The organism is Paenibacillus sp. M-152, assembly GCF_003856555.1.
GTDB lineage: Bacteria > Bacillota > Bacilli > Paenibacillales > Paenibacillaceae > Paenibacillus > Paenibacillus polymyxa_C.
Genome location: NZ_CP034141.1, coordinates 4,654,105 through 4,670,245, shown reverse-complemented (window position 1 = coordinate 4,670,245; position 16,141 = coordinate 4,654,105). Strand labels below are relative to the sequence as shown.

14 protein-coding genes are annotated in these 16,141 nt (G+C 44.5%); 8 read left to right on the top strand and 6 right to left on the bottom strand.

Annotated features, from left to right (window positions below):
* Nucleotides 1–11: 11 nt before the first annotated feature.
* From EGM68_RS20375 to EGM68_RS20365, 3 genes are all read right to left on the bottom strand, one after another.
* The gene (locus EGM68_RS20375) at nucleotides 12–1,307 is read right to left on the bottom strand and encodes a PTS sugar transporter subunit IIC (RefSeq protein WP_129549913.1); all 1,296 of its coding nucleotides are present in this window, start codon (nucleotides 1,305–1,307) and stop codon (nucleotides 12–14) included.
* Between the two features lie 16 nt (nucleotides 1,308–1,323).
* Nucleotides 1,324–1,692, bottom strand: a complete 369-nt coding sequence (locus tag EGM68_RS20370) for a PTS lactose/cellobiose transporter subunit IIA (protein ID WP_013372812.1) — start codon at nucleotides 1,690–1,692, stop codon at nucleotides 1,324–1,326.
* A 200-nt stretch (nucleotides 1,693–1,892) separates the two neighbouring features.
* Complete coding sequence (locus EGM68_RS20365) at nucleotides 1,893–3,818, bottom strand: BglG family transcription antiterminator (protein ID WP_129549912.1); 1,926 nt, start codon at nucleotides 3,816–3,818, stop codon at nucleotides 1,893–1,895.
* A gap of 158 nt (nucleotides 3,819–3,976) precedes the next feature.
* On the opposite strand from EGM68_RS20365, the gene EGM68_RS20360 reads away from it, so the two are divergent.
* Nucleotides 3,977–4,375, top strand: coding sequence for an Rrf2 family transcriptional regulator (locus EGM68_RS20360; protein ID WP_129549911.1), 399 nt, complete (start codon nucleotides 3,977–3,979; stop codon nucleotides 4,373–4,375).
* A 111-nt stretch (nucleotides 4,376–4,486) separates the two neighbouring features.
* Complete coding sequence (locus EGM68_RS20355) at nucleotides 4,487–5,395, top strand: NAD(P)/FAD-dependent oxidoreductase (protein ID WP_129549910.1); 909 nt, start codon at nucleotides 4,487–4,489, stop codon at nucleotides 5,393–5,395.
* A gap of 74 nt (nucleotides 5,396–5,469) precedes the next feature.
* Here the strand turns inward: EGM68_RS20355 and EGM68_RS20350 are convergent, their stop codons facing one another.
* Entirely contained in the window at nucleotides 5,470–6,501 is a 1,032-nt protein-coding gene (locus tag EGM68_RS20350; RefSeq protein WP_129550354.1) for a LacI family DNA-binding transcriptional regulator, read from the bottom strand.
* Between the two features lie 215 nt (nucleotides 6,502–6,716).
* Between EGM68_RS20350 and EGM68_RS20345 the strand changes: the two genes are divergently transcribed.
* Both EGM68_RS20345 and EGM68_RS20340 read left to right on the top strand, forming a co-directional pair.
* A complete protein-coding gene (locus EGM68_RS20345; protein WP_129549909.1) occupies nucleotides 6,717–7,997 on the top strand; it encodes a glycoside hydrolase family 140 protein in 1,281 nt (426 codons plus the stop codon).
* A gap of 75 nt (nucleotides 7,998–8,072) precedes the next feature.
* Nucleotides 8,073–9,926: a beta-glucoside-specific PTS transporter subunit IIABC gene (locus EGM68_RS20340; protein ID WP_129550353.1), complete on the top strand. Its 1,854-nt coding sequence runs from the start codon at nucleotides 8,073–8,075 to the stop codon at nucleotides 9,924–9,926.
* Between the two features lie 125 nt (nucleotides 9,927–10,051).
* Here EGM68_RS20340 and EGM68_RS20335 read toward each other — a convergent pair whose 3' ends face one another.
* Both EGM68_RS20335 and EGM68_RS26425 read right to left on the bottom strand, forming a co-directional pair.
* The gene (locus tag EGM68_RS20335) at nucleotides 10,052–11,146 is read right to left on the bottom strand and encodes a glycosyltransferase family 4 protein (RefSeq protein WP_129549908.1); all 1,095 of its coding nucleotides are present in this window, start codon (nucleotides 11,144–11,146) and stop codon (nucleotides 10,052–10,054) included.
* Between the two features lie 612 nt (nucleotides 11,147–11,758).
* A complete protein-coding gene (locus EGM68_RS26425; protein ID WP_276311660.1) occupies nucleotides 11,759–11,881 on the bottom strand; it encodes a hypothetical protein in 123 nt (40 codons plus the stop codon).
* Between the two features lie 93 nt (nucleotides 11,882–11,974).
* Between EGM68_RS26425 and EGM68_RS20325 the strand changes: the two genes are divergently transcribed.
* From EGM68_RS20325 to EGM68_RS20310, 4 genes are read left to right on the top strand one after another with little or no spacing between them, the layout of a single operon-like run.
* A complete protein-coding gene (locus EGM68_RS20325) occupies nucleotides 11,975–13,087 on the top strand; it encodes an ABC transporter ATP-binding protein (RefSeq protein ID WP_129549907.1) in 1,113 nt (370 codons plus the stop codon).
* A complete protein-coding gene (locus tag EGM68_RS20320; protein WP_013372800.1) occupies nucleotides 13,084–13,806 on the top strand; it encodes an ABC transporter permease in 723 nt (240 codons plus the stop codon). The genes EGM68_RS20325 and EGM68_RS20320 overlap by 4 nt, the downstream gene beginning before the upstream one ends.
* A 5-nt stretch (nucleotides 13,807–13,811) precedes the next feature.
* A complete protein-coding gene (locus tag EGM68_RS20315) occupies nucleotides 13,812–15,203 on the top strand; it encodes a GldG family protein (RefSeq protein WP_129549906.1) in 1,392 nt (463 codons plus the stop codon).
* Nucleotides 15,200–16,138: a DUF4340 domain-containing protein gene (locus tag EGM68_RS20310; RefSeq protein WP_129549905.1), complete on the top strand. Its 939-nt coding sequence runs from the start codon at nucleotides 15,200–15,202 to the stop codon at nucleotides 16,136–16,138. Before EGM68_RS20315 ends, EGM68_RS20310 begins: the two co-directional genes overlap by 4 nt.
* Nucleotides 16,139–16,141: the final 3 nt, after the last annotated feature.

Below are 16,141 nucleotides of genomic sequence, written 5' to 3'. Positions count from 1 at the left end.
ACAGTAGCGCATTATTCAGTCGTTCGCTTGTTGGCAATTTTGACGAACGGAAAATAGATGATAATGGCTACCATAATACAAATAATCTGCGTTACGACGGCGCCAATGCTTCCACCTGTAGACAGGTAGGCATTAATAATAGGCGGAGTAGTCCACGGAACCATAACGACAGCTTTACCTGCGAATCCAAGCAACGTCGAGAAGTAACCAATTGTTCCTGTGATGAGTGGAGTTATAATGAAAGGAATCGCCATCAATGGATTCAGCATAATCGGAAGTCCGAAAATGACAGGCTCATTAATATTAAACAGACCTGGCCCAAGTGAAAGCTTGGTAATTTCCTTCATATCCTCACGCTTGGAAGCAATCATAATACTGATTAAAAGGGCCAGCGTAACTCCTGAACCTCCAATACTCATGTATACATCCCAGAAAGGCATCGTAATAATGTTCGGAATGGGGAGCCCTTGATCATATGCAGTCATGTTGACCGTAATCGCTCCAAGCAGCAGAGGTTCACGGATGGGCTTTACCATTTGGTTTCCGTGAATACCGATCACCCAGAAGGTTTGCGCAACCAGCATGAGTACCAGTATACCTGGCAGCCCTTGGACTATGGTCTCCAGAGGTTGTTGCACCACATTATAGACAGCATCGTACAGGTAGAGCCCCGTAAATTTATGGAAAAAGAATCCAAGCATCGAGAAAACAGTTACCGTAATAATGGAAGGGATGAGTGCGGAGAAAGAAACGGCTACATTGCTAGGAACACTTTCAGGCATTTTAATCTTTAGCTTATCGGACTTGCCCAGTTTGTTGTATAGCTCAACGGATAGGATACTTATGAAAATACCCAAAAACAAGCTTTTGGTGTCTGTGAATTGACGGGCGATGACGTCCGTTACTTTTTGCATTTCTCCGTTAACCATCAGCTCGATTGTGGTTGGGGTCACAGAGATAAAACAGATGAGGGCAAGTAAACCAGGAAAAAGATTTTTCTCTCCATTAATTTTTCCTAGCTCCAGGCCAATCATAAAAATAGCTAGAATGGTGAGGATATTCAAGCTGGCATAGTTAATGCTTGAGAAAATCGGTTTGTACTCTGCCAGGAATGAGAATGGCTTAAAATGGGCCAGACCATTGACTGGGTCCATAACCATATTGGAGATCAGTACAGCAAAAGCACCCACAATAATAACAGGCATTAAGGTGATAAAAGCTGATTTGATTGCTATTATATATTTAAAATTGTTGATTGCATTTGCCACCGATGTGAGGCCATCGACCAGTTTGTCTTTGAAAGCCATGGCTAGCGCCCTCCCTCTACGATTTTAATCCGAGCTGATCAATGCGTTCATACAGGTCTATAAACTCCGAGGCCATATCGTGAATGGTGATGGCATTCATCAAATGATCTTGGGCATGCACCATCATGACCGACATCTCTGTTTTTTCACCGGCTGCTTCCTTACGAATGATTCTGGTTTGAATTTTGTGGGAAGACACCAGTTCTTTTTTAGCTGAGGCCAGTTCTTCTTTGGATTCCCGAAATTTGCCCGCCTTTGCAAGCTCAATCGCTTCCATCGCCGAGCTGCGCGCATTCCCAGCGTATAATATAATTTGGAATACGATCTCTGTATCATCCATGTCCTCCATGTTCACAGCGTGTTCTACTGATTCATCATTATTCATATGTTCTTGACTCCTTTCATTCATTTGCTCGTATCGCCATTATAATTTGGAATCGCTTTCAACATAACGCATATTATTTCCTCTTCTTAACGGAAATCAATCGGTCTTTCTAGTTGATATCTCTCCTACTAAACATAAAAAGAGAGAAATCCCTGCCATATAGGCTTCTGATTTCTCCTTTACTTGCATCCTGCTAATTTTCAACTATTTTTATGCAGCACCTCTACGAATTCCGTGTATGTTTTGCAGCGAATAAGCTGCTGGACTAGCTTTTCATGATTTAAAATGTTAAGCAAAATATGATACATACTTTGTAAATCTTCTGATTTGGTGCGCTGTATGCAGAGCATGCAAATAAACTGTACGGGCTTGCCATCCCAGTCGATAGCTTTTTGTAATGTACAAATGGCCCAAAACGTGGAATCAGCAAAAGGTTCCAGCGGATGCGGAATCGCGACAAAGTTGCCAAATGAAGTGGGGGAAACAGCTTCACGCTCTATCACAGATTGCAACAAAGGACCTTTTACAAGACCTGCTTCTTGTATCTTTTCGGCTATGAATTCAAGTGCCTGCCGTTTGTTATCCAACTTCTGCTGAAGAAAGATCAATTTTTTTCGAATATACTGTACAGCAGGAAGTTTTGACTCTGAGATGGCTTGTTCAATTTTAGTAATATCCGAACTGCCCAAAAATGTATTCACATGGATCATGGGGATAGAAAGCGGTTCTGATATGGGGATCGTGCTAATAATAAAGTCCAATGCATCCAACGGCATTTGCCTCAGCTTATAAAATTCAGTGGTTCCTACGATCTCCAGCCTGGAACCGAAAACGGATTGAAGCTTGTAGTACAGCAGCTTTGCGCTGCCGAGTCCAGATGCACATACGATCATACATCTTTTGGGTGTGCCCTCCACTTTCTTTCTCTCCATTGCGACTCCGATATGAATGGCTAAATACCCAATTTCATTGTCCTCGATGTGGATATGAAGTCGCTGTTTGATAACTTCCGCAGCAATGATGCCTGCTTCAAAAGCTAGCGGGTAGTGGGCTTTGATTTCATCCAGCATGGGGTTGCGCAAATTCATTCCGTATTGATAACGATTCAGGACTGGTTTGAGATGAAGGCAAAATGCAATCAGCAATTCTTGATCGTTTTGAATGTTCATGTTCAACTGCTGATCGATTCGGTCTAATATTTCGATCGTCAGTTCGTAAATATTTTTATCAATAATTTTTTTAATCTCTACTTCATCCATATGGACCCTGACAACGGTCCTTACACCCAGCAAGTGCACAGCAATGTACGCAATTTCAACAAGTGGAAAGGAGTGTTTCATGTTCTGTTCCAGAGCAGATACGATCTCAGTCGCGACCCTAAACTCTTTTTGCGCTTCGATTTTTTTCATCTCTTGAGGATAATACGATACATACCTCTCTTCACGAATACGCTTACATGCTATAGCGATATGAATGACCAGATTGTTCAGGGCAATGTCTGACAACTGAATATCATGATACTCAATCCGCTCCAGAATCACTTCTCTTATGAATTCCAGCTCTTCGTTAGAGATCAAAGAAGGGTGGGGCATCTGTTGCCCGCCTATTTGATCTGTCCTGTTAAATATATAGTCGGAAATGCAATAACGCAGCTTGGCCTCATTCCCCTTAATTCGAATACCATGATAGGGTCTGTTCTCCAGCGATAGTCCATAAGTTGACAGTAATTTGCGCACTTCTTTGAGGTCATTCTGTAAAGTAGATCGGCTAACGTACAGCATCTCAGCTAAATCATCAAGTTTGACGTATGCATGAGTAAGCAGCAGTTTTTTTATTAAAAAACGATGTCTGGCTTCAGAAGAACTCGCTAATTGATGGGGCACATTGTTTTCATAGTCCTTTAATTGCTTCAGCAGATGATGAAATGCTTGTTCGTCCTGAATCTCTAGCTTGTAGCCTGTTCCTTTAAGGGGTTTGACAGCTGCTCCATGCCGTGACAACAGTGCATTCAATTCCTTTACATCTGTTCGTATGGTTCGAGAAGATACCTTCAATGCATTCGCCAAATGTTCACCCTTGATCATCTGTTCAGCAACCAATATACGCAGAATATCAAAAATACGCAAAACGAACCCCCTTCCTGAGCTGTTCTGATGAACAGTATACAATGCTTAGAGCGTAACCAAAAGAAGAACTAACCACAGCGCAAATCACCTATGATCTTGACACCCCAGTATATTCAAAGATATTATAGATACAATAAGTCTGTGATTGAGGTGTAGTTATGAAATTTACCAAAGCAACCAATTATGCACTGCACACGATGCTCATGCTCGTTACGGATTCTTCGGTGAAGCCCGTAGGTGTTCAGCAATTGGCCGAGTCCCAAAATGTCTCACCTACGTATCTTTCAAAAATTTTGACGAGGCTTGTGAAAGCGGGGATGATCGAATCGGTCTCTGGAGCCAATGGAGGTTATCGCTTATCCCGCAATAAAGACGATATTACCTTTTTGGATATTATCCATGCGATTGAAGGGACGAATTCTTTGTTTGAATGTGATTTTGTCCATGGATCAGAATGTCTGATTCAAGCTGTAATGAGGGAAGCGGAGGAGAAAATGGAGAGCCATCTTAAAAGTACGAAATTGGTCGATTTAGCCCAACAGCAAGCGCAAATATAAGGGTAGCGACTATATAAAGAGAGAAGGTGGTCGCTAGTGATGTGAAGTTTTTTTGTTTTTATTATAGATATAAAGAGTCTTTAATATCTTTTGGAAAAGGAGCTGAGTGTTATGCTGTACGATTGCGCTATTATTGGGGGAGGTCCCGCTGGATTGAATGCAGCCCTTGTGCTTGGCAGGGCAAGGAGAAGTGTGGCTTTGATCGATAATAACCGACCCAGAAATGCGGTTACGCATGCGTCGCACGGTTTCATTACGAGAGACGGCGTAACGCCGGCCGAGTTCCGCCGTGTAGCTTATGAGGAAGTACTACGTTATCCGTCTGTCCATCATCTGCCAACCGAGGTTATTTCGGTTACGAAAAAAGAATCCATATTCGAGGTGTTTGATTCTTCAGGCCTTCGTGTTCAAGCGCGAAAATTGATACTGGCGACGGGCGTAAAGGAGGTATTCCCTGAGATCGAAGGTTTTTATACGTTCTACGGGAAAAGTTTGTTTAATTGCCCTTATTGCGATGGCTGGGAGCTACGGGATCAACCGCTTGTCCTCGTCTCTGAGTCGCCAGCTATATATCATACAGCCAAACTGCTCCTGAACTGGAGTAAGGATTTGCTTGTCTGCACGAACGGTCAGGCATTCTTGTCGGACGAGCAAAAAGAACGACTTCAATCTAAAGGAGTCGTGGTCATGGAGCAGCCTGTTGCAGCGTTCATCGGTCACCACGGGCAGCTGGAGTATGCGTCCTTTACGGACGGCACTCAAGTCCCGAGAGTCGGCGGCTTTGTGACCCCCCAATTTGTACAAAGTACACCGTTTGGAGGAGATTTGGGCTGTGAAAGGACAGAGTCGGGCGGGATCCAAACGGATGGAGCGGGGAGAACCTCCATACCTGGTGTATATGCTGCCGGGGATTCTTCGTACTTCATGCCTTCTCAGTTGATTTTTGCTGCGGCCGACGGCAGTCGAACTGCTGCGAGCGTAAATCTGGATTTGACAGAGGAAGATTTCAACGAGTGTTGAGCATTTGAAATGTTCGATGTGAATCGGATGCTGGAAAAGGCCGCCATATAGGCGGCCTTTTTCTATTCACTTGATTATAATTCTGCGTCTATACAAGACCTTCTTTCAATAACCTCTGTATTCACGAGAACCTGAGTATGATGCTCCTGATTGTGATTAAGTCTTTCCATCAGCAAATTTACAGCCGTTCGGGCCAAAATATCCTTTTTCACATGAATGGTTGTGAGTTCCGGGCTAATGACCTTGGCTTCATGAATATTATCAAACCCCATGACAGAAATTTGTTCAGGCACTCGAATGTTCATTTCCTGAAACGTTTTAATAGCACTGATTGCCATATAATCATTCTCACAAAATAGGGCTGAAGGCAGCTCATTCAGTTCATGAATAGCTGTTTTAAATGATTCCTGTGACATTACAAGCATCGGATGCATATTGAATGTAAGCCCGTGATCTATGGCAAGATTGTGCTCCTCTAAAGCAGCCATGAACCCCTCTTTTCGTTTTGTAAAGTTAAGAATTCTGGTACTGGATTGTACGTATCCTATATTTCTGTGACCGGACTGGATTAAATATTGGCCTGCCTGGTACCCTCCAAGATAGTTATTAATAGATACAAAACTGGCATCAACGTGTTCAAAGCAGGTATCCAAAACTACGATATTGGAATGAATAGATTGTAAGGAATGAATAATCTCGGCAGTTAGATTGGTGCCCAGCAGAAGTATACCTGAAGAAGGCTGGTCCTTTTCCAGAGCAGACAACTCTGCCTCCAGGCTATGGCTATCAAATGATGAAAAAATCAAAGTATTGCCATGTTCTCTCACTTGATTGGTAATATGATGGATCAATTCATTGAAAAATGGAAGTGATTCATATTGCTCGGTCACGATGCCTGTATTTTTGCATGCAACAAAACGAATGACATGGTGACTCTTCGTAAATTCCTTATTTGACTTCATGGTACGTGGTCTATATCCATGCTCGTGGGCAATTCTTAAAATATGCTCTTTGGTTTCTTCGCTAACACCGGGTTTGTTATTAAATGCTAAAGAGACGGCTGATTTTGAAACACCGGCAAGCTTTGCAATATCATCTATTTTCAACATGGAACCTCCCATTGGACTAAACTATATAAATTATATCATGATTATATAATAAAGTTTAGTTTATAAATTAAACTAAACAAATGTCGCACAAAATGAGTTGACCTTTTCAGATACATAGTGTTAATATTCAATTGTGAACGCTTTATTTAGTTTATTTTATTCAATATCGTATAAAATTATACATTAGTTTAGTTATGTTTATGAGCGAAAGGGTGATTTGTTTGAGTTTAAGTATTGCTAAAAATCAAAGAAGTTTTGTGGAAAAGGACAAGCCTTTCTTTTACTTGGCAGATACCGTCTGGAGCGTATTTACCAACGCCACGATTGAAGAGTGGAGCGATTACCTGGACTATCGAAAGATGCAGGGATTCAACGTTTTGCAAATCAACATGCTCCGGCAATGGGATGCCAGCGAATCAGACCTGAATCTACAACCGTTTGCATTACTGGAAAATGGAGATTTCGACTATCACACATTAAGCGTAGCCTATTTTGACCGGGCAGAAGTCATGATCCAGATGGCTGTAGAGCGCGGCTTTATTCCAGCCTTGGTACTTCTGTGGTGTAATTATGTACCGGATACATGGGCTGAAATGTTCCAGAAGGGCAATAAAATGCCGCTGGATTGCGTTGAAAGCTATGTAACTTATGTTGTAAACCGCTATTCCCGCTTCGAGCCTGTTTATTTGATCAGCGGGGATACTGATTTTCCTACAGAACGTGCTAATGCATACTATTTGAAGGCGCTGGAAACGGTACAGCAATTAAGCCCGGCAAGCCTAACTGCACTGCATATCCAAGGAAGATTGAGGGAAATTCCTGAAGCTTTTGAGCAACACAAGGGTCTTGGATTTTATATGTATCAATCAGGACATAATTCTCAGTTTCAGCATGTCGCCCACGAGATTGCCCAGCATTTTTACCACAAGCCGGAGATCCGTCCCGTCATCAATGGAGAACCTTGCTATGAACAGATCAGTTACAGCCGCAATGTGTATGGTAGATACACCGCACTGGATGCTAGAAAAGCAGCATGGCAAAGTCTACTCGCAGGCGGGGGAGCGGGAATTACCTATGGAGCGCATGGCATTTGGAGCTGGCATAAAAAAGGCAAGAAGTTCGGAATTGTAGAAGGAGAGGGCTTTGATAGTCCCTATGATTGGAGAACGGCACTGCGTTTTGAGGGCGCATGGGATTATTCCTTTATTAAATATTTATTTGAAATGTACAATCTGATCGGCATAAAGCCGCTGGATATTGTTTTAAACAAGACAGAGGAGATCAGAGCTGCGGGGAACGAGAATACCATCGTCTTGTATATCCCGGTTAACACGAAGGTGCGGCTAAGTATGAATTTACAGGACTACAAGTTTATAACCATTGATTTAGCGGAGAGACGATTTGCCCAAACGGAGGTAGATGCCCAGGCTGATCAATCTGTCATTGATATGCATGGTTTTGAAAGTGATGTTGTGATCATCGGAACGAAATAAAACAGGAGAAGAATAGGAGTAAGGCAACAGGTGGAGTAGAAAAGTAGATAACGCATCCAAGTAGGAGTGATCATGATGGATTACCAAAAGACAGCCAAAGAAGTGCTTAGATCGGTGGGGGGAAACGACAATGTGAACAGTGTCATTCACTGTGTCACTCGTTTGAGATTTAAACTGAAGGATAATCAATTGCCAGATAAAGAAAAAATCAAACAGATTGACGGTGTTATTACCGTCGTGGAAAGTGGCGGCCAATTCCAGGTGGTGATCGGGAATGAGGTTCCCAAAGTATACGAGGCTCTTTTGGATACGATGGGAGTAAAGCCTGGAGACCAGGCGGTTGAAGACGATCAAAAGAATGAAAAAGGGAGCCTGTTCAGCCGATTTGTCGATGTAATCTCAGGTGTGTTTATGCCCGTTGTTGGTGTGCTCGCCGCTGTCGGGATTTTAAAGGGACTGTTGGCCTTATGCACATCACTGGGCTGGATGACTGATCAGATGGGTACGTATAAAATTTTATATGCCACAGCAGACGCTATGTTTTATTTCTTTCCGGTTATTCTAGGGTTTTCAGCAGGTAAAAAATTCGGAGGAAACCCGTATCTGTCTGCTGTTTTAGGGGCCGCCTTGGTGTACCCAACCATGACTTCCGCCTTTACGGATAAAACGGCACTGTCGTTTTTGACCATACCTGTCGTTCTGATTAATTATACTTCTTCTGTTATACCTATCATTATTGGGGCGTTCTTGGCAGCTAAGGTTGAAAAATTTATAAGTAAGTATGCACCTGCTTCCATTAAAATGTTCATTGTGCCTTTTCTGACCTTGGTCATTATATCACCGATTGTTTTTCTGGTTGTCGGGCCGATAGCAACTATAATCAGCGATGGGTTAGCCAAAGGCTCCATGTGGATTTACCAGTTAAGTCCGGCTATAGCTGGTCTCATTCTGGCCGGGTTCTGGCAGGGCATTATTATCTTCGGCTTGCATTGGGCGTTCATTCCGATTCTCCTGAATAATGTAGTTACGAACGGGTTTGATCCGATTAACGGTATGCTGTTCTGTACTACGTTTGCGCAAACAGGTGCGGCTTTTGCCATTGCTTTGAAATCACGGGACCCTAAATTAAAACCCATTGCCACTTCTGCCACAATCGCGGGTTTGATGGGGGTTACGGAACCAGCTATTTACGGAGTTACGCTACCTACCAAAAAACCGTTTATTTTAGCCTCGATCGCTGGGGGTATAGGAGGAGCTGTAGCGGGCTTACTCGGCTCAACAGCATATGGATTTGCTTCAGGCGGGATTTTTGGTATACCTTTATTCATTAATCCAAAGGGGATAGATACAGGCTTCATAGGCTTTATCATATCTTTGGTTGTAGCTTTTGTAGTCGGATTTATACTGACCTATCTTTTCGGCTATAAAAATGCAAAACCTTCGCCTGATATTAAAATTGCAAATGAAAGCAAAGAGGAAGAAAAAACGGTATTCAGTCCTTTAAACGGTGAATTGATTCGTTTGACCGCAGTGAAAGATGAGGCTTTCTCCAGTGGTTCGATGGGTCAGGGAGCCGCGATTATCCCCCTAGAAGGAGTAGCTTACGCACCTTTTAACGGAACTGTTGTTACCGTTTTCAAAACAAAACATGCGATTGGACTGATCTCTGAGGATGGAGTTGAACTGCTCATTCACATTGGAATTAATACGGTCAGCTTGAAAGGAAAACATTTCACTTCTTTTGTGTCTGAAGGAGATACGATTCGAACAGGGGACAAGCTGGTTGAATTTGATCCAAAAGCTATAGTGAATGAAGGATATGATCTCACCACCTCTGTTATTGTAACCAATACTGCGGTGTACACAGATATCTTAGCTGAAGAATCTAAGGATATTCATGTAGGAGGTCGCTTATTGAGGATCAGATAGAATCCCAATACAATAATAGAGAGATAACTCATCAAGCTGACGATAACCCTGTGTAAAAATAGGGTTGTCGTCAGCTTTTTTTTTAATATGGAAACAGATTTTGCAGCATGTACTACAATAACAGGTTACCATACCCCCAACGAGTTCATCATCTGTCGGAAGGAGCGCACATATTTATCCGGCGCCAACAGGTTAACGATCCGTGTACGCCCCTTCTGGCGGATAGATTCGCGATGAGGTACGTTGTTCATCAGTTCCAGTCCTTGCAGTACCGCCTGTAAAATGTCTCCCTGCTGATAAAATTTACCAGTTTCATTGTGATTAATGAATGCTCGTACCCCGTCTGAATCAGAGCTTAACACCGGACAACGACAGGCCATCGCCTCAGCTACCGCATAGCCGAATCCTTCCACCAGCGAAGTCGAGAGCAGATACCCGCCTGAGTCGCCAATCATGGAATAATACAAAGGCATTTTAGCATGAGGTACGCTTTTAAGACGCTCGATAATCGTGGACATACCAAGCTGAGCAAGCATGTCCTCGAATTGTATTTTATCCTCCGGCTGAGACAAGGTGTCATCATAGAACATCCAAATCCGAAGATCGGCACGATTTTTTAGCATCCAGTAAGAGATGTCGACAAAATGCCTCCAATTTTTATTGGGCTCCAATCGCCCAACCCATGCAATGACCGGATTAGCCGGGGGAGTGTTAGGTACATAATTAAATACGTTAGTATCCAGAACATTTGGGAATACAAAACGATTAAGCCATGGACATATGCTGGAAAATAGCTGTACGAGGTGAGTTGTTTCCGGTAGAAGTACCGCATTTGCATGGTTATGAAGATACGGAACGGCATCTGCGACAACCCTTGCTGCTTCTTCGTGAGTGCCAAAGCCCTGTGATTCATAGATTAGTATCCCTTGGTAGCCCAACATTCGCAGTCTAGGGAGCATAGGATAGTCCGAAGAGATAATAATTGCATCGTACCGATGAGATTCCACCAGATTTCGAATTTCTTCTTCAGAGGAAGTCATGAACACCGGAATATCGCCGTGCAGGTTTTGCATCCCTGTACCCTGCCGATAATAGAGAAGATGACATTCAATCCCGTCCTGAATGAGCGCTCTACAGCGTTGACGGTTCAAGGTTTCCACGCCACCGCTCGGTATATAAAAAGTAAATAGAACTTTGATATCAAAAACCTCCTTTGCCAACCACAAGCTCTTATACCAAGTTATTCAACCTACAGGACGGGGTGTGGGTTTCTACGGAAGCCTGGCTCGAATCAGCGCATAATTATGGCTGAGGCGAGAATCTTCCGGGGAGCGCTCTGTTGCTTCTTTCGCAAACTCACATGCTTTGTGCATTAGACCCAACTCGTAGCAAGCGAGGGCTTCAAGATCATATAGTGCACTGCGTTTATCGGCCCAGCGCGCCTGCGGCATGGCAAGATGCTGTTGCATCGTAGCGATGCACTCGTCCCAACGGGCATGATACAAGCGGAGCTGGTCTAATCGGATGCTGTGTTCTTCACCTTCCACAATATATTCAATACCTTATGAACCGGGCGTACCCAACGGTAGACGTAATGATATTAGATGTAGCATTTTATGTTCACATTTTAGACACATTATTTTAAGCTTCTATTTAAGTGATGTTAAGCTGAAGCTATATGTGGGGGATTATCATTAGAAATTAAAAGTGTAGCATGAAGTGCGAGGAGACCGCTTCGCGAAGGGTTTGAGCTTCCGATCGCTGTTGCTGTAGGATTCTTTTTGGATTAGATGAGATATTTATAGGTAAGAATCCTACAGCAAAGGCGAACGCTATCGCTTCTCTAGCTTCAAATCCTCCGCTTCGCTACTGCCTGCTTCCCATGCAACATTTTGGGGGAGGGGAGCAGCGGGAATGAGACCGTTCCGCGAACGCTGGCGCTTCTCCAGCTTCAAATCTCTCGCTTCGCTACTGACTGCTTCTCATGCAACATTTTGGGGGAGAGGAACAGCAGGGAGAAGATTACGAACAAAGAAAGGGTGAAACATGTGCTCAAAGTGCAGCAGGTGAGCAAGTGGTATGAGGGCAACCGGGGCGTACATAAGTTGGATTTTGAAATGCAGCGCGGTGAAATTGTTGGTTTCTTGGGGCCAAATGGTGCGGGTAAAACGACCACGATGCGCATGATTACAGGATATCTTCAGCCAAACGAGGGAGTAATTACGATTGATGGTATCCCGATTCAGGATAAAGGGAGACAGGCTCGTTCCAAAATCGGTTATCTGCCGGAGACGCCCCCTTTGTATGGGGATATGTCTGTAAGGTCCTACTTAAAGTTTGTAGCTAGTATTCGGGACGTGCCTGTGAGAGAGCAGAAGCTGCGTATTTCGGAGATGATTTCCCGGCTGGGCCTGAATGGACGTGAAAAACAATTGGTCCGTAGCTTGTCCAAAGGGTACAAACAGCGTCTGGGGCTGGCAGGTGCAATTATTCATAATCCGGATTTATTAGTGTTGGATGAACCGACCTCGGGTTTAGACCCCAATCAGATTTTAGAGATTCGTCAGCTCATTCAGGAGATTGGTGAAAATCATACAGTATTGCTCAGCACGCATATTTTGCCCGAGGTGGATGCTTTGTGCAATCGGGTGCTGATCATTCACGAAGGGAAACTGGTCATGGACGGGCGTCCTGACGCGCTCGGCGGTTCGATGGAAGATGGATTCAAGGTGAAACTGGAGGTCAAAGGCAAGCGTGAGCAGGTAATGGATGTTATACGAGCTTGGGGAAAAGTACAAGTTGAATCTTTGGCGCCTACTCTGCCATCAGTGAATACGAAGCTGACTGCCACAGAGCAGGATTTGACCGAATTGTTGCTTACAGGAGCTTCCGATAAGGATTTTCGCGAAGAGCTGTTTTTTGTGCTGTCGGATGCGAAGCTTCCGATTTTGGAAATGAAAAAAGAAAACCTAAGCTTGGAAAATATCTTCCAGCAGTTAACGACTCGCGAGACGGAAGAAGGTCAGGGCGGCGATCCAGCGGTTCATGATCTACATACCTCTAAGAATGAAGCAACGGTCATCACGGCGGATCATGGAGAAGCCTCGGCCAGCGATAACAAGGTTGAAGAAGACAAGGATACAGGAGGTAATCGGTCATGAGGCGTTTGTTCGCAGTCTGTCAAAAGGAGCTGCAAGCCTATCTATGGACCCCAACGACGTATTTTGCGCTTGCGGTGTACATGCTGCTGACGGGGTTACTATTTTACACGAACTTTGTGATGTATCAGCCTAGTATTTTGGACTATCGGCTGGTACTCGGTGATACATTGTCCATGCTGGTGTTTGTTGTCCCATTACTCACGATGCGGCTGGTTGCAGAGGAATTCAGGCAGGGTACGGATGAACTGCTGCTTACCTCACCTGTGAGTGTAACGGAAATCATGATGGGTAAATTTTTGGCATCGCTAGGCATGTTGCTCATACTGGTACTGTGCAGCCTGGCGTATCCGGTCGTGATGTCCTTTTATGGGACGCTGGATTGGACGCTGGTATTTACATCCGTGATCGGCCTGTTTATGCTTGGCGCAGCCATGATGGCAATCGGCTTATTCGCATCAACGCTTTCACAGCATCAGATGATGTCAGCGGTCGTCAGTTTTATTCTTTTACTCGTTTTCTGGATGCTGGATTCGTTTGGTGGACAAACGGGCGCATCTGCGGCGCTGCAGCAGTGGCTGGAACCTTTTTCACTAACTGCACGGTTTGATAGTTTCACCAAAGGATTGCTGAATGGAGCCGATGTATTGTACTACGTGACGGTGGCGGCGCTCTTTTTGCTATTTAGCATCCAAGTGGTTGAACGGAAACGGTGGAGGTAATGAATATGAAAAAATGGCTGGGTCATACCAATAGTATGGTACTATCAATTGCTGCTGTAGGTATTTTTATTCTATTGACGTTATTTCTGCGCTCGCTGGGAGGCTTTCAACTGGATTTGACGGCAGGCAAGCAGTATACGCTGTCTGATCAGACGTTGACGACCATTCAGGGTGTAAAGGAAGACGTACGATTAATTGCCTTTACCGTATCCACTTCGCAGAATCAGAAGCTGAACCGGGATGTTACGGATATGCTGAATGAATATGCCAAGCGTAACAAGAAGCTCAAAGTCGAGCAATACGATTTGAATCAGGAACCGATACTGGCTAAGCAGTATAGTGTTACTGCAGCCTCCATTGTGCTGGTGCAGGGAGAGAAAAAGCGGGTTATAGATATTGGAAGCCTATTTACGCAAGCCCAGGGGAGTGGTGAAGGGGCATACCAATTTACAGGGGAAGAAAAGCTGACTAGTGGACTGCTGGCATTGTCATCTACCCGTCAAGGAAAAATGGTTTTTCTGACAGGGCATGAGGAAATTCCTTTGTCCCAAATGACCGAATTAAGCAGCTCATTGGCGCAAGATAATGTGAAAACAGAGGAAGTTCAGCTTAATCAAGCGGGTAGTGTGCCCAAAGATGCGTCTGTACTGGCTATTGTTGGACCAGAGCGGGATATTAGCGCGACGGAATTGAAAAGTATTCGTACGTATCTGAATGATGGTGGAAAGCTTTTTATGGCGTTAGGATTTCACCCGAACATGGGGTCCAACTGGAAAAATCTTGACGCATTAGCGACTGATTATGGAGTGAAAGATACTCATGCTATCGTGGTGGATCAGGAACAGACGAATACGCTGGGCCCTCTATGGACGGTTCCTACCTTTGGCAGTCATGCGATTACTGATAAACTGGCGGCCTCTAATCTATATCCTGTTCTTTCGCTGTCTATTGCTTTGCAGGCAGGAGAGCAGAAGGATTGGAAGACGACGCTATTGATGAAATCTTCTGCAGCAAGCTATGGCGAAACGAATATCCAGGGACTGCTGAACAATGAAACGCAGAAGGATGACAAGGACCCACAGGGTCCGCTTGATCTCGGTTACGCGGTAGAAGGGAAAGACGGCAAGCCCAAAGCGGTTATTCTCGGAACGTCAGCCCTTCTAAGCGACACGGAGATCAGCACAGGAGGGAATCGAGACTTTGTGCTGAATAGCTTGAATTATGTGCAGGAACACTCTGATGGACTCACTATTCGTCCTCGTCAGGAGCAGGATTTTAAGGTAGCTTATTTAACTGCTGCACAAGCGAAAACGGTATTGGCCATATCTGTCGTCGGATTGCCGCTGCTGTTCGCGGTGATCGGAATCTTATTATGGTGGAGGCGAAAAAGTGCATGAGAAAATGGATACCCACAGTGCTGCTGCTAGTTGTATTGGGAGCGGGTATAATCTATGCCAAGAGCCAAAACTTCTTTCGTGAACAAGCCCCGGCGGCTCGCCAGCTCGTTCAGCTTACGCAAGGAGATATTACGTCTTTTGCGATCACTGGAAAGGACGGCAAGTCAGTGGAACTTAATCAACGTGATGGCAAATGGAGCATGAGTAAGCCACGATCTTACCCGTTAAATCAATATACAATAGACAATTGGCTAGCTGCGATTCAAAATGTAAAGATGGGTGGTGTCGTGGAATCATCCCCCACAGACGTAGCCAAATATGGAATTAGCGCTACCAATGACCAGATTGAGATTAAGACCAAGAAGGGTGACGTTCGTACCTTTGCCTTCGGTGAAACGCTGCCTTCCGGAGATGCTGTCTATGTACTATCAGACCAAAAAGAGATAGCTTCCGTACCTATAGATACACTTTCGGGTTTGCTGCTGGGTGCTGATGATTTTACAGATACAACGCCGTTTGATTGGGATGATACCAAGCTGAGCGGAATAGAGTGGGAAGGCCAGAATGCCTCATGGATGCTCCGATCCTCCGGTAACAGTGGAACTGGAGATAGTGCTTCCGCATCTTGGACGCTAAACGGCAAGTCAGTAGCCGGTGATACGGCAACTTCCCTCTCACAGCAAATCAAGAACCTGGCTAGCAATCAGGCCTTGCGCAAAGCCTCCGAGCTGAACAAGCCTGTTCACCGCTTTACGCTGAGCATATCGCTGGGCAAGGAAGATTCCCAGCTGGTCTATCAGGGCTGGACACTTAACGATGATCCAGATACCGTGTGGGTTGTACCGCCACAAAGCAACTGGGCTTATGGCCTGTCCGCTTCTGATGTGAACCGTGCTGAACAGAGTGGTCATGACCAGGCTAAGGCTAGCCAATAATCA